Genomic DNA, 24,446 nt, shown 5'->3' on the forward strand with positions numbered 1-24,446 from the left:
AGAAATAGGCATTTAGCTGATCTAACTACTAACTACTAACTACTGGCTGCTAAAACAAAAGAGCTATGTCTTACAAAAAGGATAATAAATTAAAAAGCAATTTCACCTCGATTACCATTAGTTTGGCATCACCGGAAGCTATCTTAGAGCGTTCAAGTGGTGAGGTGTTGAAACCTGAGACTATTAATTACCGTACTTACAAACCTGAACGTGATGGTTTGTTTTGTGAGCGTATTTTTGGTCCGGTAAAAGATTACGAATGTCATTGCGGTAAATATAAACGTATTCGTTATAAGGGTATTGTTTGTGACCGTTGTGGTGTTGAGGTAACGGAAAAGAAAGTACGTAGAGAACGTATGGGACACATCAATCTGGTGGTTCCTGTTGCGCATATCTGGTACTTCCGTTCATTACCAAATAAAATCGGATACTTATTAGGCTTGCCAACAAAAAGACTGGATCTGATCATTTACTACGAGCGTTACGTGGTAATCCAGCCTGGTTTCATGGCAGAGGAAGGTATTCAGTATATGGATTTCTTAACTGAAGAGGAGTACCTGGATATTCTGGATAAGTTACCTAAAGAAAACCAATATCTGGATGATAAGGATCCCAATAAGTTCATCGCTAAAATGGGCGCTGAAGCATTAGAGGATTTATTAAAACGCATTGATTTAGATAGTTTATCGTACAATCTTCGTCACCAGGCTGCAAACGAAACTTCTCAGCAACGTAAAAATGAAGCTTTAAAACGCTTACAGGTTGTTGAGGCTTTCCGTGGTTCAAAAACGCGGATCGAGAATAACCCTGAGTGGATGATCATCAAGATCGTTCCGGTTATTCCACCGGAATTGCGTCCATTGGTACCATTGGAAGGTGGTCGTTTCGCGACGTCGGATTTGAATGATCTATACCGTCGTGTGATCATCCGGAACAATCGTTTGAAGCGTTTGATCGAGATCAAGGCTCCGGAAGTTATTTTACGTAACGAGAAACGTATGTTACAGGAAGCTGTAGATTCGTTATTCGATAATTCACGTAAGGTTAATGCGGTAAAAACTGAAGGTAACCGTGCTTTGAAGTCCCTGTCAGATATTTTGAAAGGTAAACAAGGTCGTTTCCGTCAGAACTTATTGGGTAAACGTGTGGATTATTCGGCCCGTTCGGTAATTGTTGTAGGTCCTAACCTTAAATTACACGAATGTGGTTTGCCTAAAGATATGGCAGCTGAGCTGTTCAAACCATTTATCATCCGTAAGATGATAGAAAGGGGTATTGTTAAAACAGTGAAATCTGCAAAGAAAATAGTAGACAGAAAAGATCCTTTAGTTTGGGATATTCTGGAAAACGTTTTAAAAGGACACCCTGTATTGCTTAACCGTGCTCCTACTTTGCACAGGCTAGGTATCCAGTCTTTCCAGCCTAAACTGGTTGAAGGTAAGGCGATCCAGTTACACCCATTAGTGTGTACAGCTTTTAATGCGGATTTTGACGGTGACCAGATGGCGGTACACTTACCATTGGGACATGCCGCAATTTTAGAAGCACAGGTATTGATGCTTGCTGCACACAATATCCTGAACCCTGCAAACGGTACACCGATTACTGTACCTTCCCAGGATATGGTTTTGGGGCTTTATTACATTACCAAGGGCCGCAGAACTGATGCATCCCGTATTGTTAAAGGACAGGATTTCTCTTTCTATTCTCCGGAAGAGGTAATCATTGCTTATAATGAAAAGCGTGTTGATCTTCATGCATTTATCAAAGTTAAGGTAAATGTGAAACTGGAAGATGGCACGATTGCAAATAAACTGATTGAAACTACTGTAGGACGTGTATTGTTTAACCAGATGGTACCGGAAGAAGTAGGCTATATCAATGAATTGCTAACGAAAAAATCTTTAAGGGATATTATCGGTGAGGTAGTTAAGATTACCGGTATGGCACGTGCATCAAGATTCCTTGATGATATTAAGGAACTAGGTTTCCAAATGGCATTCAGAGGTGGTTTATCATTTAACTTACAGGACGTAAATATCCCTGTAGAGAAACAGGCTTTATTGGAGCAAGCTTCTGCAGAAGTTGATGAGGTAAGGAATAACTATAACATGGGATTCATTACCAATAACGAACGTTACAATCAGATTATTGACATCTGGACACGTATCAACAATCGTTTAACCTCATTCGTGATGAACCAGTTATCGAGCGACAATCAAGGTTTCAACTCGGTATATATGATGTTGGATTCAGGGGCTCGTGGTTCGAAAGAACAGATTCGTCAGCTATGCGGTATGCGTGGTTTGATGGCTAAGCCCCAAAAATCAGGTTCAGGTGGTGAAATTATCGAAAACCCAATCTTATCTAACTTTAAAGAAGGATTGTCAGTATTGGAATACTTTATTTCTACCCACGGTGCGCGTAAAGGTTTAGCTGATACCGCTTTAAAAACTGCCGACGCTGGTTACTTAACACGTCGTTTACATGATGTAGCCCAGGATATGATCGTTAATTCTGAGGATTGCGGTACATTGAGGGGTATGTATACTACTGCATTGAAAGATAATGAAGACATTGTAGAACCATTATATGACAGAATTTTAGGTCGTATTTCTCTACATGATGTATTCAATCCTTTAGATGGAAAATTATTAGTTGGTGCAGGACAGGATGTAACTGAGGAAATTGCGAAAGAAATTGAAGAATCGCCGTTGGAAGGTATTGAGATTCGTTCGGTACTGACCTGCGAAAACCAAAGGGGAGTTTGTGCACTGTGCTACGGGCGTAACCTTGCAACTGGTAAACGTGTTCAGAAAGGTGAAGCTGTAGGTGTAATTGCTGCACAGTCGATCGGTGAGCCAGGTACGCAGTTAACCTTACGTACTTTCCACGTTGGGGGTACTGCATCTAACATTGCTGCGGAATCTCAGATTATTGCCAAGTTTGATGGTATCATCGAATTTGAGAACGTTCGTACGGTAGCTACTAAAACTGAAGAAGGCGATACACAAATTGTACTTGGCCGTTCAGGTGAGTTTAAAATTGTTGAGCCGGGAACAGGTAAAGTGATCATGACCAATAATATTCCTTATGGTTCGTTCTTGTACGTTGAGGATGGAGCAAAAATCGCCAAAGGTGACAGGATTTGTTCATGGGATCCATACAATGCGGTTATTATCTCGGAATTTGCTGGTAAGATTGAATTTGATGCCATTGTTGAAGGGGTAACCTTCCGTGAGGAATCAGATGAGCAAACTGGTCACCGTGAAAAAGTAATTATCGATACCCGTGATAAAACGAAGAACCCTTCTGTAAGAGTTGTAGATAAAAAAGGTGAACTGATCAGAGGATATAACATTCCTGTTGGTGCACACATTGCGATTGATGAAGGTGAGATGGTTCAAACCGGTCAGATTTTAGTTAAGATACCTCGTGCAACCGGAAAAACAAGGGATATTACAGGTGGTTTACCGCGTGTAACAGAATTGTTCGAAGCACGTAACCCATCTAATCCAGCTGTAGTAACAGAGATTGATGGTGTGGTAACTTTGGGCGGTGTGAAGCGTGGTAATCGTGAGATGACCATTGAATCTAAAGATGGAGAGGTTAAAAAATACCTGGTTCCATTGTCTAAACATATCCTGGTACAGGATAATGACTTTGTTAAAGCAGGCATGCCTTTATCAGATGGTTCAATTTCTCCTGCTGATATCCTGGCCATTAAAGGTCCGGCAGCTGTACAGGAATACTTAGTAAATGGTATTCAGGAAGTTTACCGTTTACAGGGTGTGAAGATTAACGATAAACACTTTGAGGTAATTGTACACCAGATGATGCAGAAAGTTCATATCGAAGATCCGGGAGATACCAGTTTCTTAGAGAATAACTCTGTTGACCGTTGGGACTTTATGGTTGAGAATGATGAGATCTACGACAAAAAAGTTGTGGTTGAGGCTGGTGATTCCAATACTGTAAAACCTGGTCAGATCATTTCATTACGTAAATTAAGAGATGAAAATTCTCAATTGAAACGTAAAGATCTGAAACAAATAGAGGTTCGTGATGCAAGACCTGCAACTGCGAGTTCTATGCTGCAAGGTATTACACGTGCTTCATTAGGTACTAAATCATTTATCTCTGCTGCATCGTTCCAGGAAACTACAAAAGTGCTAAACGAAGCTGCAATTGCCGGTAAACGTGATAACATGCTTGGATTGAAAGAAAACGTAATTGTTGGACACTTGATTCCTTCAGGTACTGGTGTACGTGGATATGAGCGTATTATTGTAGGTTCTCAGGAAGAATACGATAAATTATTAGCTTCAAAACAAGAAGAAATAGAAGCTTAATTATCAAATACATTTTTCTAAATCCCCCGGCTTTAAAAGCCGGGGGATTTTTTTTGAAACCCAATACTAAAATTTTATCTAAGTTTGCTTTATGGAAGAACAAAATAACGACAATCAACTGAATATTGAGCTTTCTGAGGAAATCGCAGAAGGTATATTCTCTAATCTGGCTATCATTACACACTCTAATACAGAGTTTGTACTTGATTTTATCAGGGTAATGCCTGGTGTACCCAAGGCCAGGGTAAAATCAAGGATTATACTTACACCGGAGCATGCGAAACGGCTGGTAGCAGCGATGCAGGACAATATTGAAAAATATGAAGCAGTAAATGGAAGGATAAAAACGCAGGAAGAGCCCCCAGGTTTTCCAATGAATTTTGGTGGGCCCACTGCCCAGGCTTAATTTTTATTTTCTATGATATATTTGATGACGGCAGCACCCTGTCCGGGTTGAAACCAGGCAGTGCTGTCATCTCTTCTAAACCAGGTGAGCTGTCGTTTAGCAAACCGGCGTGTATTTTGTTTGATATGGTCTATAGCTTGCTGTAAAGTGATTTCACCATCCAGGTAGGAGAACAGTTCAGTATAACCAACTGTGTGGAGTGCATTATATTTTCTGTACGGCAGTAAACTTTTCACTTCATCCAGGAGACCCATTTCCATCATCTGATCTACACGTTGGTTGATCCGCTGATAAAGTTCGGAACGCTCCATATTCAAACCGATCTTTATGATGTTAAAAGGTCTGACTTTTTTACTGTTGGTGAGATGGGCAGATAGTTTTGTCCCTGTTGACAGGTAAAATTCCAGGCCCCTGATGATACGCTGGGGGTTTGACTGGTCGACTTTCTGATAGTATTCAGGATCGGCTTCGCTCAGCATTTTTTTTATAGATTCCAGGCCTTCTGCTGCCAATTGCTGGTTCAGTTGTTCCCTGATGTTGAGGTCGGTTTCAGGCAAATCATCCAGTCCTTTACATACGGCATCAATATAAAGACCAGAGCCTCCTACCATGATCAACAAATCATGTTCTTTAAATAACTGACTGATGAGCTCAATTGCCTGTACCTCAAAATCACCAGTACTGAAAAAGGTTTTTATACTATGGGAATTGATAAAATGATGGGGTGCTGCACTAAGTTCTTCGGCTGAAGGTTTAGCTGTGCCAATTTCCATCTCTTTAAAAAATTGTCTCGAATCGGCCGATATAATTTCAGTGGAAAAATGCCTGGCCAGGGAAATGGCCAGCGCAGTTTTTCCTATTCCTGTAGGGCCAACAATTACAATTAATGTTTTATTTTGTGCCATCGCTGGCATTAATAATCCTCTTCTTTGTATTCTTCGTCTTCGTAATTGTCATTTTCGGAGAATTCATCGCTATCATCAGCTTCTTCATCGGTATCATCATCAGCTTTTTCTTCTGCATTGATACCTCTCCCGCCCATTGCTTCAAGTTCTTCAGTATCTTCCGGTACAAAATCCATTTCGTTAAGGAAATCAAACTCTGTAGACACCGGGTTTGCCGATACTGCAATAGCACCAGTATTATTTTTGTCGATTATTTTAGGTGCTTCACCTGTACTTTTTACTAAAAAAGGATATTCGATATTCGGATCTGTTTCCAAGATGATCTTAATCAGTTCTACATGGAAATCAAAGGGGCGATCGAAATTATAGATATAATAGAATTTCTGATGAGGATCTTCAATAAATTTATTCAATTTAGAGTTTTCCATTAATGCAACGCCCCTATCTATTTTGCGTTGAACCGGCAGATAGGCAATCTCATCACCTTTTATCCAATTGTCTGTACTTACAAAGAATGAAGAAGATTTTTCAGCGGAATATCCGGTTGAACGATGAACTGCCTTGTGTAAATCTTCAAATGTTTGGGTTGATTTGATATCTATTTCCCTTACTACTTCATCGAAATCTTCGAAACTTATTCTAAATCTATAAATTGCCATTTGAGCCTCTTTTCTAGGTATAAAATTAAAAAATAAAATATACTTTATACAATTGTGTTAACGCTTTATTGGATGAAGTCCGAACTCTTTAGCTTTTTCGAGCATAAACTGTAATGCGTTATCATACGTATTGGTTATTTCGCCTTCAAGAATCGCTTCTCTGATGGCATTTTTGATTAAGCCCACTTCCTTTCCTGCGCTTAACCCGAATGTCTCCATAATATCATTGCCTGAAATAGGAGGCTGCCAGTTCCTGATCTTGTCGCGTTCTTCTACATCCCTGAGTTTTTGTTTAACCAGTTCAAAATTATTACGGTATTTTTTTACCTTATATTCATTCTTTGTAGTTACATCAGCATTGCAGAGCAGCATGAGGCTTTCAATATCTTCTCCGGCATCAAATAATAATCTTCTTACTGCCGAATCTGTTACCACTTCCTGGGCCAGGACAATGGGACGGAGGTGGAGTTGTACCAGCTTCTGCACAAACTTCATTTTTTCATTAAGTGGTAGTTTAAGCTGTGCAAAAATTTTTGGGACCATCCTTGCGCCTTTGTCCTCGTGACCATGGAAGGTCCAGCCATGGCCTTCTTCAAAGCGTTTGGTAGCAGGTTTAGCAATATCATGTAAAATTGCTGCCCAACGGAGCCAGAGGTCTGAAGTGGTTCCACAAATGTTATCCAGCACCTGTAAGGTATGATAGAAATTATCTTTATGTCCTTTTCCGTTAATGATATCAACGCCATAAAGGTTGGCCATTTGAGGGAAAACCAGTTGCAAAAGTCCGGTGTCAAATAGATACTTAAAACCAATGGATGGGACTTCAGATAAAATTATCTTATTCAGTTCGTCGGTAATCCGTTCTTTGGATACGATGCCAATGCGTTCTTTTTGTTTTTTAATGGCATTTATTGCTGCAGCATCTATGGTAAAATTGAGTTGGGTAGCAAACCTGATTGCGCGCATCATGCGCAGGGGATCATCAGAAAAAGTAAGCTCAGGATCTAAGGGTGTCCTGATCAGCTTATTGTTCAGGTCGGCTATTCCATTAAATGGGTCAACCAGTTGCCCGTAATTTTCCTTGTTCAAGGATATGGCAAGCGCGTTAATGGTAAAGTCCCTTCTCAGCTGATCGTCCTCAATTGTTCCATTTTCAACAATTGGTTTGCGGGAATCGGAGCGGTAAGATTCTTTTCTGGCACCCACAAACTCTATTTCCAGATCCTGATATTTTAACATGGCAGTGCCAAAATTTTTAAAAACCGCTACTTTACTCTGAAGCTGTTTACCAACAAGCTCGGCAAATTCAATACCATTTCCCAGCACAACAATATCAATGTCCTTAGACGGCCTGTTCAGAAAAATATCCCTTACATACCCGCCAACAATATAAGCCTCGATGTGATGCATGTCGGCTATACGGGCAAGAGATTTAAAAACAGGGTGTTGTAAATGTTGTTCCATTGATGAGTTTACAAAAGTAGTAAAACTTACCTTCTAATAAAGGAAAATTGCCCGCCGGGAGCCAATTTCATAATAGTTGATGGTTTTTTACTGATTTTTAGCTCCTGTTCCCAATCAACCACATAATCCACAGCTACTTTTATTTCTTCACTGATTTCGTCAAAAAAGCCTGGAGTTGCTGCACCTGATACATTGGCAGAAGTAGAGGTGATGGGTTTTCGAAAACGCTGGATAAGTTGCTGACAGAATTCATGTCTGGCAATTCTGATCCCAACGCTGCCGTCGGCATTGATTACATTTTTTGCCAGGTTTTTTGCGCCTGGAAATACCAAGGTAAGCGGGTTTTCTGCATACTCGATAAGGTCATAAGCTACATCAGGTACTTCAGTAACATAACTTTGGATTTTAGCGTCAGTATCTAAAAGTACAATAAAACTCTTATCCTCCGCACGGCCTTTAATTGCATTTATTTTTGCAGCAGCCTGTTCATTTGTGGCATCACAGCCCAGGCCCCATACGGTATCGGTGGGATAAAGTATAACGCCTCCATCCTTTAAAACAGCAAGTGCTTTTTCAATTTCTGTTCTTAGCATAAGGTAAAATTACAATTTTATACTTACTGTTTATACATTCAGGCTTTCGTAAATTGCCCAATATGCTTTTGCACATTTTTGCCAGGTAAATTGCATGGCATGACTGATAATTGCCTGTTGGGGATTATTTTGCTGATAATGTTCCAGGCCATTTACCAGTACTTTTTGCATGGCCTCCGGATCAAAGCTCTCAAAATAATAGGCCAGGTTGCCGCCTATTTCCGGAAGAGAGGTTTTGTTGGAGATAAAAACAGGCTTCCCAAAAAACATGGCCTCAATAACAGGTATGCCAAAGCCTTCGGCAATGGAAGGGAAAAGAAAGGCTTTACAGTTCTTATAATACAGGTATTTGTCCTGGTTTGAAACCGGGCCGATTATTTTTACCCGTTCGCTTACCCCATACAATTCAGCCTGTTCCATGATCAGGCATTTGTAAGCTTCATCGGCTTTACCTGCAATGATCAGCTCAAGATCATTATTTTGAAGTAAAGGAACCAATACGTGGAAATTTTTCTTTGGTATTACAGTGCCCAGGGCAAAAAAGAATGGTTTTGCATCCGTAATTTGTGTGTTTTTATAGTCGGGAAAAGATTTTACCTCACATCCGTTATAGACAACAGAGATGGGTTTATTTCCAACTTTCAGATGTTTGATAACATCCTGTCTGGTAAATTCAGATATGGCAACAATGTGATCTGCCCGGTTGATATTCTGTTGAATTTTTTTCAGGTATTTTTGTTGCTTTTGAACGGTTTTTTTTTCGTACAGAAAATTAAGGTCGTGTATAGTGAGTACTTTTTTAATCTTCTTATCCTTAGGGATGTATGAGGTAGACTGGTAAGTAGTATGCCAGATGTCTATATGTTTATACCCAGGAAAAATAAACTTGTGGAAGCTTTTTTGGTTTAATGTATGAATGGGATGACCAAAATATTCCTCATCTTCCCTGCGCATGTAAAATGCAAGTCTATCGTCTTTAGGTTTGATCTGAAGAAGGGATTCACCCAATTGCAGGCAATATTCGAACAGTCCTGTAAATGGATATTTCATTCTTTCTGCATCAAAAACAATTTTCATAAAGCATTTTTTGAGTTATTTATTTTCTAATTGTCCTGATGTTATGGAGCGTTTTGAGATATAATTGCATCAACTGCGCACTGATGTCTTCATTGTTAAATTTCTGAACATAAGCACTGCCTTTTTCTTTCATCTCCATTTGCAGTTCAGGGTTATCCAGTATTTTATTTATAGCCTGGGCTAAAGCCTTATCATCTTCAGGGGCTATATATAAGCTACTTTCACCACCCGCTTCTTCCAAACAGGAACCCCGGGCTGCGACTACCGGAACCTTACAGTACAAGGCTTCTATAATCGGAATGCCGAAACCTTCATATAGAGAGGGATAAATAAAAGCTGTAGCCAGCTGATATATGGCAGGAAGGTCGGTAAATGGAACATGCTGTAAAAAAAGAACCCTGTCTTTCAATCCGAGCAGTTCTATTTCATTTTCAACCATTGTGAAGTATCCTGTTTTTTTTCCGATGACTACCAGTTTATAATCCGAATTGACATTTTTAAGTGCTTTTATTAAGGTCAGCAGGTTTTTTCTCTGCTCAATTGTACCCACATTTAAAATGTATTGATCAGGTAAAGTATAATTTTTTTTAACCTGCTCTTGCAGCGCTTCAGTAGCGGGCAATTTAAAGCTGTCATCGCAACTCTGATAAATTACTTCTATTTTATTTGCAGCTATGTTATATAATTCAATAATATCCTGTTTGGTGCGCTCGCTGATGGCAATGATCCTGTTGGCGTGTTTACAGGCATATTTCGTTTTAAATTTATAAATAAGCCGGTCAATGAACCCATAATACTGAGGGAACCTGATAAAAATAAGATCGTGTATGGTTACGATGGATGGGATGCCCGTTTTGTGGATGCCGATTGGAAGTTCATGGCTAAGGCCATGATACAGGGCAAGCCTATCTTTTTGCAGCTGGGTTTTTATGCCCAGGCTTCGCCAGAACAGTCCTTTGGATTCAGGTAGTTTTAAATGAACCTTTGGTGTTTCCTTAAAAAGCCTGATCTGCGGATTGTCTTTTACTTTCGGGCTATAAACAAAATATTGGTTTTGAGGGAAATATTTTGCCAGATGAGCAATTAATGAGCGGCTGTAATTGCCTAAACCCGTCAGGTTATTTGCCGCTCTTTTTCCATCAAAACCAATATTCATCAGCTTATACTGCTACATTATTTTCTCTCAATGCATCATTAAGCGAAGTTTTTTTATCTGTTGATTCTTTACGCTTACCAATAATCAGCGCACAGGGTACATGGTATTCTCCTGCAGGGAATTTTTTTGCATAAGAACCAGGGATAACCACAGAGCGGGCCGGCACAATGCCTTTATATTCAACCGGAGTCGGACCAGTAACATCTATAATCTTTGTAGAAGCTGTTAATACTACATTGGCACCCAATACCGCTTCTTTTTCTACTTTTACACCTTCAACTACAATGGCCCTTGATCCAAGAAAACAATTGTCTTCTATAATTACCGGAGCAGCCTGTATGGGTTCTAAAACACCCCCAATACCCACGCCACCACTCAGGTGTACATGTTTTCCAATCTGTGCACACGAGCCTACTGTAGCCCAGGTATCGACCATGGTACCCTCATCCACGTAAGCACCAATGTTGACATAAGAAGGCATCATAATTACCCCTTTTGCTAAATATGCACCGTAACGTGCACTGGCACCCGGCACTACTCTTACACCCAATTCTTTATAATTGGTTTTAAGTTTCATTTTGTCGTGATACACAAAAGGACCGGTTTCAATCACCTTCATTTGTCTGATAGGGAAGTAAAGAATAACTGCTTTTTTGATCCATTCATTTACACCCCAGGAGTTTAAAATAGGCTCTGCCACACGCAGTTCTCCTTTATCCAACTGCATTACTACAGTTTCTATTGCTTCGCAATGCTCACTATATTCTAATAAAGTTCTGTCTTCCCAAGCGGCTTCTACTAACTTTTTTAATTCTGCTATCATGATTGTTTGTTATTTTTTTGACAAAATAAATGAATTTTATCATAATCCTTCAATATTATCTACTTTTGAATGTTATGACTGAGCAGGAAAAATTAAGAATAGATAAATATTTATGGGCAATAAGACTGTTTAAAACAAGGAGCCTGGCAACAGAGGCCTGCAAAGCAGGGCGCGTTAAATTTAAAGGTCAGAACCTTAAACCTTCGGCCATTGTGAAGCCCGGCGATGTGTACCAGGTATCAAAAGGAATAGAAAAAAAAATGATTGAAGTGGTGGAGTTACTGTACAACAGGGTGGAAGCAAAAATTGCAGTAACAAAATATAAGGACATTACACCTGTTGAAGAGACGCATGCATTTAAATCGATGTTTCATGCCCCAACATTAAAAAGGGACCGGGGCACTGGCAGGCCAACCAAAAAGGACCGCCGTGAAACGGATGACCTGATTGGCGGGATGTTTGAAGAAGAGTAAGGAAACGGGATCAGTAATCTGCACGTCTGGCCGATTTTTCCCACAACCTGAATGCATGAATGGCCTCATCCCTCATCAATTGTTTAATGGGCAACTTCCTTTTGTGCATAGATTTATCCAGTTCATCATAAATGAATTTGTCGCTAAAACCAATATTAGCCGCATCGTCTTTGGTATTGGCAAAATAAATCGCATCTATTTTGGCCCAGTATATGGCGCTCAGGCACATAGGGCAGGGTTCACAACTGGTGTAAACGGTACAACCGCTCAGGTCGAATGTTTTTAATTTTTTACAGGCCATCCTTATCGCCGATACCTCCGCATGAGCCGTAGGGTCGTTGGTTGAGGTTACTTTGTTGGCACTTTTTGCAATCACTTTTCCATTTTTAACAATTACTGCGCCAAAAGGGCCGCCAACTGTATCCAGCACATTTTCTTCTGAAAGCTGTATGGCCATTTTCATGAATTTTTCGTGTTGATCCCTCTTCTCCATAATTATAAATATACAAAAAAAAATGCCTCCGGTTTTACCGGAGGCATTTCATATCATTGTGAGTGTTTATTTTTTGTAAGCTTCATTTAAGCCAATAATAACTTCGCTGGTTACATCTAAGCTTTCATCGGCAAATAGAATTGTACCGTTTCCTTTTGAGTAGCCCAACACCATTTTATAGCCTTTCTTTTTTGCGTATACTTTCAAATAATCAGCCACTTTATCATACAGTTTTTCATTTTCGGCGGCCTGTTCATTTTGAAGTGCAGCACCTGCATTTTGCGAATAGGCCTGTAATTCCTGTTGCTTGCGTGCCAGTCTTTCTTCTGTGGCGGCGCGCTGATCCGCAGGTAGGGTATTTGCCTGCTGCTGATACTGTGCTACTTCGCGTTTAAAAGCATCCTGTTTGGCTACCAGGTCTGATTGTGCTGTTTTAGATTTTCCATCTAATTTTACTTTCAGGTCCTTAAAATATTGATATTTTGTTAGCAGTGAGTCTGAATTTACGTAAACAATTTTCTCACTGTCAGAAACAGCCACAGCATCAGTTGTTTTAGTTGTAGTGCCTTTTGTTTCTTTGTTCTGACACGATGCCATCACTGAAACTATGGCTACCGCAGTAGCAATGCTGCTTAATTTTAATGTTGTCTTCATCTATTTAAATTATTCTAATTGTCAAATGTAGCGTTCTTTATAAGCCCTGTGGCGCTCATTTGAATCCCGCATGGTCTATCCTTTACCGATAAATTTCAACAAATATAAAATTTCAAAATTAGTATCCTAAGGAATATGTTTTTTAGCGCGTTTTTCAATCCTTATTTACTCAAATAGTTATCCACATTTGCCTTAAATTGACCATAATTGGTTAAATTTGAATCTTATTGTTTTATTAAAAAATATGAGCGAAGAAAAAGATCCAAAGTCAAATTATTCGGCAGATAATATACAGGTATTAGAAGGTTTGGAAGCGGTGCGTAAGCGCCCTTCGATGTATATAGGAGATACCGGAATTAAAGGTTTGCACCACCTGGTGTATGAGGTTGTAGACAACTCTATAGATGAAGCACTGGCAGGACATGCTGATACCATTTATGTAAATATTTTAAAAGATAACTCAATCAGGGTTGAAGATAACGGACGTGGTATCCCTACCGGGATCAATACCAAGGAACAAAAGTCGGCTCTTGAAATTGTAATGACCGTATTACATGCCGGTGGTAAATTTGATAAGGATACTTATAAAGTATCCGGCGGATTGCACGGTGTAGGGGTAAGTTGCGTAAATGCCTTATCTACCCATTTAAAAGCCGAAGTTCATCGTGAAGGAAAGATCTGGGTACAGGAATACAATATCGGTAAACCACTCTATGAGGTGAAATCTGTAGGTGATACCGATAAAAGGGGGACTATCGTTACCTTTTCTCCGGATCCGACGATCTTTACCCAAACAACAGAGTACCGTTATGATACACTGGCTTCAAGATTAAGAGAGCTTTCTTTCCTGAATAAAGGTATCAAACTTACGCTGACTGACGAGCGTGAAACCTTGGAAAACGGCGAGTTTCTTTCCGAACTTTTCCATTCCGAAGGCGGCTTAAAAGAATTTGTCCAGTTTCTGGATGGTACAAGACCATCTCTGATTCCTGAGCCTATTTATGTTGAGGGCATAAAAAATGGTATCCCAGTAGAGCTTGCCCTGCAATACAATGACAGTTATTCCGAAAATGTGCACTCTTATGTGAACAACATCAATACACATGAAGGCGGTACACATATTGCTGGTTTTAGAAGAGGCTTAACCAGAACATTAAAAGCTTATGCCGATAAATCAGGCCTGCTGAAGAATGTGAAGTTTGAGATTACCGGTGATGACTTTAGGGAAGGCTTAACCGCAGTAATTTCGGTTAAAGTACAGGAACCTCAGTTTGAAGGGCAAACCAAAACCAAGCTGGGCAACTCTGAAGTGATGGGGGCAGTTGATATTGCCGTTGGTGAAGCTTTGGGTATTTATCTGGAAGAGTATCCTAAAGAGGCCAGAATGATCGTTAACAAGGTTATTCTTGCCGCTACAGCACGTGCAGCGGCCCGTAAGGCCCGCGAAATGGTACAACGTAAAAGTGTAATGGGTGGTTCGGGCTTACCAGGTAAGCTGGCCGACTGTTCTGATAGTGATCCGGAAAAATGTGAACTCTACCTGGTAGAGGGTGACTCGGCCGGTGGTACTGCCAAACAAGGGCGCGACCGTAATTTCCAGGCTATATTGCCTTTGAAAGGTAAAATCCTGAACGTAGAAAAGGCAATGGAGCATAAGATCTATGAAAATGACGAGATCAAAAATATGTTCACGGCACTGGGTGTGAGTATTGGTACTGAAGAGGACGATAAGGCTTTAAATTTAGCCAAGCTGCGCTACCACAAGATTGTGATCATGACGGATGCTGATATTGACGGTTCTCACATTACTACGCTTATTTTAACCTTCTTCTTCCGGTATATGAAAGCCCTGATTGAAGCAGGTTATGTATATATTGCTGCACCACCGCTTTACCAGGTTAAAAAAGGTAAGGAGTTTGAATATTGCTGGAACGATAAGCAGCGCGATGACGCTGTACAGCGTTTAAAGGGTGCAGGAAAGGAAGAAAGTGTGCACATCCAACGTTATAAAGGTTTGGGAGAGATGAATGCAGAACAATTGTGGGATACTACCTTAAATCCGGCTACGCGTACATTAATGCAGGCTACAATTGAAAATGCTGCTGAGTGTGATCATACTTTCTCTATGCTGATGGGGGACGAAGTTGCACCACGCAGGGATTTCATTGAAAGAAATGCGAAGTATGCGAAGATTGATGCTTAGTAAAATTTATTTCAATTTATAAAAAGAGGGGTGCTGATCAGTACCCCTCTTTTTTATGCTTCGTAAAGAAAAAGTTTCATCTTTTTGTAATTGATGGTGGCATTATATTTCAGTAAAAGATCACTGCCAATAATAGCTTTAATGGTCGGGTGGCCCAGACTTTCATAAGCCTGGTTAACCGCTTCCAGGTCCAGTGCCACAGCTTCATAGTCCTTTAAAACCAACCTGCCTATCTTTATTTTGGGAATGACAGCCTGTAAGGTGCTCGAAGTGGTAAACAGGGTAGTGGCCTGGGTTTCTTCGGTATGCTCCAGGTCTCTGATATGGGTTTTGACCAAAGCCATGTCAAAAACAGATCTGGAAGCTCCGGTATCAACCACAGCCAATAATTTTTGTCCAAAAACAACAATTTCCACCAAAAGGTGGAAACCGTCGTCTTGTAAATTTATTAATGTTAAGGGAATTGAAACAGACCTCATTTATTCCCTATATCAATTTCATATCTGTAAGTACATTGTTCATTGCGCGTACAGCATCGGCACTTTGGTTAAAAGTGGCCTGCTCTTCGCTGCTCAGTTTAAAGTCAAGGATTTTCTCTACCCCGTTTTTGCCTAATATTACAGGTACCACCAACGAAATATCTTCCTGTCCGTATTCACCTTCCAGATATACACCAGAAGAAATCAGTTTTTTCTCATCCCGTACAATGCTCTCAACCATTGCAGCAGTACCAGCACCAGGAGCGTACCATGCAGAAGTGCCAATTAGTCCTGTTAAAGTAGCGCCGCCTACCATTGTAGCTTTTACCACTTTATCCTGTTGTTCTTTGCTCAGCAATTGTGTAACCGGGATGCTGTTCCAGGTAGCGTGGTTTATTAAGGGGATCATGGTTGTGTCACCATGTCCGCCAATAACCACTGCATTCAGGTCAGAAGGGGAGCAGTTCAGCTCCTGGCTCAGGTAATATTTAAATCTTGATGAATCTAAGGCACCACCCATACCTATAATCCGGTTTTTAGGAAGACCGGAAGTTTTTAAAGTTAAATAGTTCATGGTGTCCATTGGATTGGAAACGACAATGATAATTGCACCCGGAGAGAATTTGAGGATATTCTCGGTTACCCCTTTTACAATCCCCGCATTAATACCTATCAGTTCTTCTCTTGTCATTCCAGGCTTACGAGGCAATCCGGATGTAATTACAACTACTTCCGAATCCGCAGTACTTGCGTAGTCGTTGGTAACACCTTTAATTTTGGTGTCAAAGCCCAGTAAAGCGGCTGTTTGCATCATGTCTATTGATTTACCTTCGGCAAAGCCATCTTTAATATCCAGTAAGATCAATTCTTCAGCTAGTTCTTTTCTGGCAATATTATCTGCACAAGTGGCACCTACGGCACCGGCACCTACAACCGTTATCTTCATATAAGTAATTTTTTTTATGTATGTTACCTTCCCTTCGAAGTTATAAAATTACATGAGTTTAAAAAATGGTTTTGAAAACTTTATTCTTCCTTGCGGGTTTTATGATAAAGAATTTACATTTGCCAAATACTAGATCATCGGAGGAAAATTTATGGAGAACCAACCTGTACAACGAGTAGATATTATGGCATATGCGGGAAAATGGTATTCGCTGTATTCTATTCCAACCTTTATGGATAAACATTGGAGAGAAAAGGTAGAAACTTATGTAATTCACCCTGATGGATATTATGCCGTGTTTACTACATATAAGGTTACAGGTCAGGACAAACGCAAATACATACGGTCCAAACTTTTTGTGGTAAGGGGCAGTAACAATGCGGTATTCAAGGCCCAGTTTGTATGGCCTTTTAAGGAAGATTATTGGGTTATAGAGCTTGCAGATGATTATTCCTATGTAGTAGTTGGGCATCCCAAACATAAGCACTTATTTATCATGGCCCGGAAGCCTGAAATATCTGCAACATTGTATGCAGAAATTACAGAACGCTGTACAAAAAAAGGCTATGAAACTTCTAAACTTGTATCGCAGGAACATAAGGCCGTTCAGCAGGCCCCTGAGAAAGAACATGTTTAAATCTTTTCCCATATAAATTAAAACCGCCAATATAAGCGCAGGTAAAATTCTGTATTTTTGTTCCTGCTATGTATTTAATATTTGACACCGAAACCACAGGTTTACCACGCAATTGGAATGCGCCAATTACCGATACTGACAATTGGCCAAGGTGTATTCAAATCGCCTGGCAATTGCATGATGAGCTGGGAAATATGATAGAGCATCAGGATTACCTGGTGAAGCCCGATGGTTTTAATATACCCTATGACGCCGAGCGTATTCATGGAATCTCTACAGAGCTGGCTACAGAGCAGGGGATAGAACTGGCTGAAGTTTTAGAGAAATTTAATATTGCTTTATCCAAAGCTAAATTTGTTGTTGGGCAAAATATAGGTTTTGATGTCAACATTATGGGCTGTGAGCTTTACAGGCTGGGTGTAGAAAGCCCGATGGCGCAAATGCCTGTGCTGGATACCTGTACCGAAATTACAGCCGAGTTATTGAAACTTCCAGGTGGGCGTGGGGGTAAATTTAAACTGCCTAACTTAACAGAGCTTCACCAGTATCTTTTTGGTGAGCCTTTTGCCGAGGCCCACAATGCTACAGCCGATGTTGAGGCTACTACCCGTTGTTTTTTACAGCTGATCAAAATAGATGCCTTCAGACCAGAGCAGTTGCAGGCCGATCAGCAATACATAACCCGTTTTAAACAAAATACCCCGCAGGTATTTGAACGTGTTGGCCTGAACCACATCAACCTGAAAGCGGCCTCTGATGAGATCAGGAAACGCCTGCAAAAAGATGATGGAGGAAAAATCTCCAAACGTACTTTAGAAGAAAATAAAGAAGCGCTAAAAGATGCTGCTTTTGTGCATTTGCATAACCATACCCAATTTTCGGTATTGCAGTCTACCATCAATATCCCTTCCCTCATCAAAGCTACGGCAGCCCATAAAATGCCGGCCGTAGCCATAACAGATCATGCCAACATGATGGGGGCATTCCATTTTGTAAGCCAGGTGCTTAACCACAATAAAGGGGTAGAAGCCAGAAATGCTGCTGCAATAGAAAAAGGTGAAACGGCAGAGGAGCAGACCATTAAACCAATTATAGGCTGTGAATTTTTTGTCTGCGAAAACCATGAAGACAAAAAGAGAAAAGACGATGGTTACCAGGTGGTTTTCCTGGCCAAAAATAAAGCCGGTTATCATAACCTGGCTAAAATGTCGTCCATTGCCTATACCAGGGGTTTTTATTACATCCCCCGGATAGATAAGGCCATAGTTGAACAATATAAAGAGGATATCCTGGTTTTATCTGGTAACTTATATGGAGAGATCTCCAGTAAGCTCTTAAACATGGGTGAAAAGCAGGCCGAAGAAGCACTGCTCTGGTGGAAATCCCAGTTTGGCGATGATTTTTATATCGAGCTGATGCGGCACAACCAGGAAGATGAAGATATTGTAAATGCCACACTTGTAAACCTTGCAAAAAAACATGAGGTAAAGCTGATCGCCACCAATAATACCTATTACATCAATAAAAAAGATGCCAATGCGCATGATATTTTATTGTGTGTAAAAGACGGCGAGAAACAGGCTACCCCAATAGGGCGCGGAAGGGGTTACCGTTTTGGTTTACCTAACCAGGAGTACTATTTCAAATCTCCTGAAGAAATGAAAAGCCTGTTTGCTGATTTGCCGGAAGCGATTAGCAATATACAGGAGGTAGTAGACAAGATCGAAGCCTATAAACTGGCCCGGGAGGTACTTTTACCTAAATTTGATATTCCTGAGGAGTTTTTAGTTAAGGAAGATGAAGAAGACGGAGGCAAAAGAGGGGAAAACAAATTCTTAAGGCACCTGACTTATGTTGGTGCAAAAAAGAGATACGGAGAAATTACAGACGACATTGCGGAGCGGCTGGATTTTGAGCTGCAGACCATTGAAAAGACCGGTTATCCCGGATATTTTCTCATTGTACAGGATTTTATTGCCGAAGCACGGAACCTGGATGTATCTGTAGGCCCCGGAAGGGGATCAGCTGCAGGTTCTGCTGTGGCCTACTGTTTGGGTATCACCAATATAGATCCAATTAAATACGATCTCCTTTTTGAGCGTTTCCTTAACCCCGATCGTGTATCCATGCCCGATATTGATATCGACTTTGACGATGAAGGCCGTGGAAGGGTTATGGATTATGTAATCAAAAAATACGGATCTAACCAGGTTGCCCAGATCATCACTTATGGAACCATGGCCGCCAAATCTTCTGTAAAGGATACGGCCCGTGTGCTCGACCTTCCACTTTTTGAGGCAGAGAAGATCGCCAAGCTGATTCCGAATATGAAGCTGGCTAAGATTTTTACCCTCGATGAAAAGAGTTTAAAAGAGGCACTTCGTGCTGATGAATATGAAAAGATCCTGGAGCTTAAAGCCCTGGCGGGTGCCAAAGACCTGGGGGCGAAAACACTGGAGCAGGCGCAGATTTTAGAGGGCTCTTTAAGAAATACCGGTATCCATGCCTGTGGGGTAATTATTACACCAAGCGATATTACCAATTTTGTTCCGGTTGCTACCGCTAAGGATTCAGATCTGTATGTTACCCAGTTCGACAACTCGGTGGTGGAAAGTGCAGGTCTGTTAAAGATGGACTTTTTGGGGTTAAAAACCTTAACCCTCATTAAGGATACCGTTAAACTGGTTAAATCCAGGCATAACATAGACCTGGATCCCGATAATTTTCCGATTGACGATGAGCGGACATACGAGCTTTTCCAGCGTGGGGAAACCATTGGTATTTTCCAGTACGAAAGTACGGGGATGCAAAAATACATGAAAGAGCTGAAGCCTACTGTATTTGGCGATTTAATTGCCATGAACGCCTTGTACAGGCCGGGCCCCCTGGAGTATATTCCGAGTTTTGTGCGCAGAAAAAATGGTGAAGAGGAGATTAAATATGATCTGGATGCCTGTGAGGAATATTTAAAAGAAACCTACGGGATTACGGTATATCAGGAGCAGGTGATGCTTTTGTCGCAAAAGCTTGCTGGCTTTACCAAAGGCGAGGCCGATGTATTGCGTAAGGCAATGGGTAAAAAGCAAAAGGATGTACTGGACAAGATGAAGCCGAAATTTATAAAGCAGGCAGCAGAGAAGGGCCATGATGCGGTGATATTAGAGAAAATCTGGAAAGACTGGGAAGCTTTTGCCTCTTACGCCTTTAACAAATCGCACTCTACCTGCTATGCCTGGATTGCTTACCAGACTGCCTATTTAAAGGCCCATTATCCTGCCGAGTATATGGCGGCAGTACTGTCCAACAATATGAGCGACATCAAGCAGGTTGCATTCTTTATGGAAGAATGCAAGCAAATGGGTGTTCAGGTACTGGGCCCTGATGTAAATGAGTCTGACATTAAATTCTCGGTAAATGCACAGGGCGAGGTACGCTTTGGCCTTTCGGGTATTAAGGGGGTAGGAGAAAAAGCAGTAGAAAGTATTATAGAAGACAGACTGGAGAAAGGCATGTATAAAGACCTTTACGATTTTGCCAGAAGGTCTAATACCCGAACCGTAAATAAAAAAGCCTACGAAAGTTTTGTGTATAGCGGGGCTTTTGATGCATTTGGATATCATCGTGCCCAGTATTTCTTTGTGGGCATTAACGATAAGATGAATGGCATAGAAAAAGTAATTAAATATGCCAATGATTTTCAGAACAATGAATCTTCTTCCCAATCTTCCCTGTTTGGTGGTTCTGTAGCCGATCTGATCCTGGAGCCAGCTTTACCTGTTGCGCCTGAATGGAGTTTAATTGATAAGCTGAAGTACGAAAAAGATGCCATCGGAATCTTTTTGTCCGGGCATCCCCTGGACAATTATAAGCTAGAATTAAAAGAATTCTGCCAGCATAAAGTAAAATGCCTGTCGCTCGTAAATAAAATCAGGACAGGCGATACCAACGAAGAGGTACTGGCCGAGTTTGAAAGCATAAAAAACAGGGAACTTGTGGTTGGAGGCCTGGTGGTAGTGGCTGCACAGCGCATGACAAAAACAGGAAAACCTTTTGGCACATTGGTGTTCGAAGATTATGACGACAGTTGTGAGCTGGCTTTATTTGGCGATGATTTTATCAAATTTAAGCAGTTTTTAACCGATGGTTATTTTTTACAGATCCGTGGAAGGGTAGCTGAACGGTTTAGAAAAGAGGGCGACTGGGAGTTTAAGATTACTTCCATTAATCTTTTGTCAGAACTAAGGGATAAACTGGCCAAAAGTGTAACCATACAAGTACCTATTGAACGTGTTAACGACGACTTTATGGGGCAGATCCTGGCCATTCTGGAAAATAATAAAGCAACTACCGAGCAGCAAAACTGTCAATTGCTGTTCGATGTGTACGACAGGGAACAGAATGTGATGGTCAAATTGCCTTCAAAATCGTTAAAAATTAACCCCACCAACGATTTTCTGAGTCAGATAGAAGCCTTAAATGTGAGTTCTAAGTTGAACTAATGTCATAATGGCACTGGCCGGATTGATGGCATCACAATTGATGATATATTTGTAGTCTGCAAGACCTGCATGTAAACAGATCGGGCAAGCTAAATAAGAGAACTAATATTAAAAAATAGAATTATGGCTTTAGAAATCACAGATGCTAACTTCGAGGAAGTTGTATTAAAATCAGATAAACCCGTTTTAGTTGACTTTTGGGCAGAATGGTGTGGTCCATGTCGCATGGTAGGTCCGGTAGTAGATGAAATCTCAAAAGAATACGAAGGTAAAGCGCTTGTAGGAAAAGTGAATGTTGACAACAACCCTCAAATCTCTACTCAGTTTGGCATCCGTAATATCCCTGCTTTATTGTACTTTAAAAATGGGGAAGTGGTAGACAAACAAGTTGGCGCCGTGCCTAAATCTGTACTGGCCCAAAAATTAGACAAACAGTTGTAAACACAATTATATACGAATGAAAAGCGTTCATAATTATTATGAACGCTTTTTTTATATTTACAGCATGCAGTCGCCAATTGATGAAACAACCTTACATTTTAATGGCAACCTTGAATTACTGGCCAGGCAGGTAGTGGAAGGTTTTATTACCGGATTGCACAAAAGCCCTTTTCACGGTTTTTCTGTTGAATTTGCAGAACACCGGCTTTATAATGTTGGCGATAATGTTAAAAACATCGACTGGAAACTTTATGCCAGGACCGACAAGCTTTTTAGCAAACGCTATGAAGAAGAAACCAATCTGCGCTGTCAGTTCATCATCGATGTTTCTTCGTCCATGTATTTCCCTTTAAAAGCATACAATAAGCTTAATTTTTCTGTACAGGCGGTTGCTGCATTGGTTTATTTGCTAAAAAGGCAGCGCGATGCCTTTGGCCTAAGTCTTTTTACCGATCAGCTGGTATTGAATACCCCGGCTAAATCTACCACCACCCATCAAAAATACCTGTTCGCAAGACTGGAAGAAATTTTAAAAGCCGAGCAGATGAACGTAAAGACCAATCTTGACCAGGCTTTACACCAAATTGCAGAGCTGATCCATAAACGTTCCCTGGTGGTTGTGTTTAGTGATCTGCTCAGTACTGCTCAGGATGAACATCAGATCGAAGGTTTATTCTCGGCCCTTCAGCACCTGAAGTTCAATAAACATGAAGTCATCATTTTTAATGTGATAGACAAAGCAAAAGAAGTAGATTTTAAATTTGAGAACCGTCCTTATCAATTTGTTGATATGGAAACGGGTGCTATACTAAAAGCACATACCTCAAAAGTTAAAGATGCCTATCTGTTAAAGATGCAGGCCTACAGGCAGGCCATTCAGCTTAAATGTGCACAGTACAAAATTGATATGGTTGATGCAGATATTGCCAAAGGATTTTATCCCATATTACAGGCTTATCTAATCAAGCGTCAAAAAATGAGTTAAACCAGGGCGTCTGCATTCTTCAAAATCACTGCACAGGCCCATTTTATCTCTTCCTCGCTAATGATAAGCGGTGGCGCTATCCGCATGGCATTGCTGCAATGTAAAAACCAGTCGCTGATCAGCCCGTCTGCAATACAGGCATCGATGATCTTTTTATTGAGCTCAAAATTTTCAAATGCTATGGCGATCATCAGGCCTTTGCCCCTTACTTCTTTAATTGCCGGGTGTACCAGTAGTTTTTTAAACAGTTCAGCTTTAGCCGTAACCCCCTCTACAATGTTTTCAGTAATGATGGTCTGTAAAGTTGCCAAACCTGCTGCACAACTCACCGGATGCCCTCCAAAAGTGGTGATATGGCCCAGTATTGGATTTGTTGCCAATGAAATCATGATCTCCCGCGAGCTGATAAAAGCACCTATGGGCATACCGCCACCAATGCCTTTTGCCAGCAACAAAATATCCGGAACAATGCCAAAATGTTCAAAGCCAAACATTTTACCCGTCCGGCCAAAACCACACTGTATTTCATCCAATACCAGCAAAGTTCCTGTTGCTGTACATTTTTTTCTCAGCGCTTCAAAATAAGATGGATCAGCCACCCTAATCCCTGCCTCACCTTGTACGGTTTCTATAAACACTGCCGCGGTGCGGGTAGTAATCTGGTCCAGGTCCTCAATCCTGTTGTAATTTATAAATTTAATGTCTGGTAAAAGCGGCCGGTAGGCCTGTTTAAATTCTTCGTTGCCCATCAGGCTTAGGGCACCTTGTGTACTGCCGTGATAAGAATTATGGCAGGCAATAATTTCTGAACGTTGTGTATATCTTTTGGCCAGTTTCATGGCACCTTCTACAGCTTCAGCTCCCGAATTAACAAAATAAGTGCAGTTCAGGTTTTCCGGTAAAACAGCTGCTAGTGCTGCTGCAAAATTTACCTGCGGGTTTTGCACAAATTCGCCGTAAACCATAATGTGCATATAGCTTTCTGCCTGTTGCTGTACCGCATTTACCACAGCTGGGTGGCAGTGGCCAACATTACTTACCCCAATACCGGCAATTAGATCCATGTATTTTTTGCCATCTGCATCATAAAGATACATTCCTTTGGCCCTGTTAAATGCCAGTAGAAGCGGATCTAAAGTGGTTTGGGCATTGTGCTGCAGAAATAATTGGCGTTGTGTAAGCATGGCCAAAAATACAAAAA

General features: G+C 40.8%; 20 protein-coding genes. 8 read left to right on the top strand and 12 right to left on the bottom strand.

Annotation, left to right across the window (positions count from 1 at the left end; translation table 11 throughout):
- Positions 1–65: 65 nt before the first annotated feature.
- A complete protein-coding gene (rpoC, locus tag HDC92_RS10360) occupies positions 66–4,352 on the top strand; it encodes a DNA-directed RNA polymerase subunit beta' (RefSeq protein WP_012781016.1) in 4,287 nt (1,428 codons plus the stop codon).
- 91 nt (positions 4,353–4,443) lie between these two features.
- Positions 4,444–4,758 (top strand): DUF3467 domain-containing protein, encoded by a 315-nt coding sequence (locus HDC92_RS10365; RefSeq protein WP_012781017.1) that lies wholly within the window; start codon positions 4,444–4,446, stop codon positions 4,756–4,758.
- Here HDC92_RS10365 and miaA read toward each other — a convergent pair.
- The 7 genes from miaA to HDC92_RS10400 are packed head-to-tail and all read right to left on the bottom strand — an operon-like array spanning position 4,755 to position 11,435.
- The gene (gene miaA / locus HDC92_RS10370) at positions 4,755–5,672 is read right to left on the bottom strand and encodes a tRNA (adenosine(37)-N6)-dimethylallyltransferase MiaA (RefSeq protein ID WP_183874266.1); all 918 of its coding nucleotides are present in this window, start codon (positions 5,670–5,672) and stop codon (positions 4,755–4,757) included. The two genes, HDC92_RS10365 and miaA, sit on opposite strands and share 4 nt — an antisense overlap.
- A complete protein-coding gene (locus tag HDC92_RS10375; RefSeq protein ID WP_012781019.1) occupies positions 5,672–6,322 on the bottom strand; it encodes an IS1096 element passenger TnpR family protein in 651 nt (216 codons plus the stop codon). The genes miaA and HDC92_RS10375 overlap by 1 nt, the downstream gene beginning before the upstream one ends.
- Positions 6,323–6,379: 57 nt before the next feature.
- Positions 6,380–7,786: a CCA tRNA nucleotidyltransferase gene (locus tag HDC92_RS10380; RefSeq protein ID WP_012781020.1), complete on the bottom strand. Its 1,407-nt coding sequence runs from the start codon at positions 7,784–7,786 to the stop codon at positions 6,380–6,382.
- A 26-nt stretch (positions 7,787–7,812) separates the two neighbouring features.
- On the bottom strand, positions 7,813–8,379 hold the full coding sequence (locus tag HDC92_RS10385; protein ID WP_183874268.1) for an L-threonylcarbamoyladenylate synthase: 567 nt from the start codon (positions 8,377–8,379) through the stop codon (positions 7,813–7,815).
- Between the two features lie 30 nt (positions 8,380–8,409).
- Positions 8,410–9,456, bottom strand: coding sequence for a glycosyltransferase family 4 protein (locus tag HDC92_RS10390; RefSeq protein WP_012781022.1), 1,047 nt, complete (start codon positions 9,454–9,456; stop codon positions 8,410–8,412).
- A 19-nt stretch (positions 9,457–9,475) separates the two neighbouring features.
- Entirely contained in the window at positions 9,476–10,612 is a 1,137-nt protein-coding gene (locus HDC92_RS10395) for a glycosyltransferase family 4 protein (protein WP_183874270.1), read from the bottom strand.
- 4 nt (positions 10,613–10,616) lie between these two features.
- The gene (locus HDC92_RS10400) at positions 10,617–11,435 is read right to left on the bottom strand and encodes a 2,3,4,5-tetrahydropyridine-2,6-dicarboxylate N-succinyltransferase (RefSeq protein WP_012781024.1); all 819 of its coding nucleotides are present in this window, start codon (positions 11,433–11,435) and stop codon (positions 10,617–10,619) included.
- A 74-nt stretch (positions 11,436–11,509) separates the two neighbouring features.
- Here HDC92_RS10400 and HDC92_RS10405 point away from each other — a divergent pair, with 74 nt between their 5' ends.
- Positions 11,510–11,908 carry an RNA-binding S4 domain-containing protein gene (locus tag HDC92_RS10405; protein ID WP_183874272.1) on the top strand — a complete coding sequence of 133 codons (399 nt, stop codon included), beginning with the start codon at positions 11,510–11,512 and terminating at the stop codon, positions 11,906–11,908.
- 10 nt (positions 11,909–11,918) lie between these two features.
- Here the strand turns inward: HDC92_RS10405 and HDC92_RS10410 are convergent, their stop codons facing one another.
- Together HDC92_RS10410 and HDC92_RS10415 are read right to left on the bottom strand one after the other, a co-directional pair.
- The gene (locus HDC92_RS10410; protein ID WP_183874274.1) at positions 11,919–12,401 is read right to left on the bottom strand and encodes a nucleoside deaminase; all 483 of its coding nucleotides are present in this window, start codon (positions 12,399–12,401) and stop codon (positions 11,919–11,921) included.
- A 66-nt stretch (positions 12,402–12,467) separates the two neighbouring features.
- Positions 12,468–13,055: an OmpH family outer membrane protein gene (locus tag HDC92_RS10415; RefSeq protein WP_012781027.1), complete on the bottom strand. Its 588-nt coding sequence runs from the start codon at positions 13,053–13,055 to the stop codon at positions 12,468–12,470.
- A 244-nt stretch (positions 13,056–13,299) separates the two neighbouring features.
- Between HDC92_RS10415 and gyrB the strand changes: the two genes are divergently transcribed.
- Positions 13,300–15,258: a DNA topoisomerase (ATP-hydrolyzing) subunit B gene (gyrB, locus tag HDC92_RS10420; protein WP_183874276.1), complete on the top strand. Its 1,959-nt coding sequence runs from the start codon at positions 13,300–13,302 to the stop codon at positions 15,256–15,258.
- 53 nt (positions 15,259–15,311) lie between these two features.
- Here the strand turns inward: gyrB and HDC92_RS10425 are convergent, their stop codons facing one another.
- Positions 15,312–15,737, bottom strand: a complete 426-nt coding sequence (locus HDC92_RS10425; RefSeq protein ID WP_183874278.1) for a retropepsin-like aspartic protease — start codon at positions 15,735–15,737, stop codon at positions 15,312–15,314.
- Positions 15,738–15,744: 7 nt separating this feature from the next.
- Positions 15,745–16,683: a malate dehydrogenase gene (mdh, locus tag HDC92_RS10430; protein WP_012781030.1), complete on the bottom strand. Its 939-nt coding sequence runs from the start codon at positions 16,681–16,683 to the stop codon at positions 15,745–15,747.
- Between the two features lie 151 nt (positions 16,684–16,834).
- Between mdh and HDC92_RS10435 the strand changes: the two genes are divergently transcribed.
- The 4 genes from HDC92_RS10435 (at position 16,835) to HDC92_RS10450 (ending at position 23,245) form a co-directional block, all read left to right on the top strand.
- Positions 16,835–17,320 carry a lipocalin family protein gene (locus HDC92_RS10435; protein ID WP_012781031.1) on the top strand — a complete coding sequence of 162 codons (486 nt, stop codon included), beginning with the start codon at positions 16,835–16,837 and terminating at the stop codon, positions 17,318–17,320.
- A gap of 68 nt (positions 17,321–17,388) precedes the next feature.
- Positions 17,389–21,819, top strand: coding sequence for a DNA polymerase III subunit alpha (gene dnaE, locus HDC92_RS10440; RefSeq protein WP_183874280.1), 4,431 nt, complete (start codon positions 17,389–17,391; stop codon positions 21,817–21,819).
- 123 nt (positions 21,820–21,942) lie between these two features.
- Positions 21,943–22,260, top strand: a complete 318-nt coding sequence (trxA, locus tag HDC92_RS10445) for a thioredoxin (protein ID WP_012781033.1) — start codon at positions 21,943–21,945, stop codon at positions 22,258–22,260.
- Between the two features lie 16 nt (positions 22,261–22,276).
- The gene (locus HDC92_RS10450) at positions 22,277–23,245 is read left to right on the top strand and encodes a DUF58 domain-containing protein (protein WP_255484504.1); all 969 of its coding nucleotides are present in this window, start codon (positions 22,277–22,279) and stop codon (positions 23,243–23,245) included.
- On the opposite strand, the gene HDC92_RS10455 is transcribed toward HDC92_RS10450, so the two are convergent.
- Positions 23,242–24,429 carry an aspartate aminotransferase family protein gene (locus HDC92_RS10455; protein ID WP_183874282.1) on the bottom strand — a complete coding sequence of 396 codons (1,188 nt, stop codon included), beginning with the start codon at positions 24,427–24,429 and terminating at the stop codon, positions 23,242–23,244. The two genes, HDC92_RS10450 and HDC92_RS10455, sit on opposite strands and share 4 nt — an antisense overlap.
- Positions 24,430–24,446 lie beyond the last annotated feature (17 nt).

It is taken from the genome of Pedobacter sp. AK017, from assembly GCF_014200825.1.
GTDB lineage: Bacteria > Bacteroidota > Bacteroidia > Sphingobacteriales > Sphingobacteriaceae > Pedobacter > Pedobacter heparinus.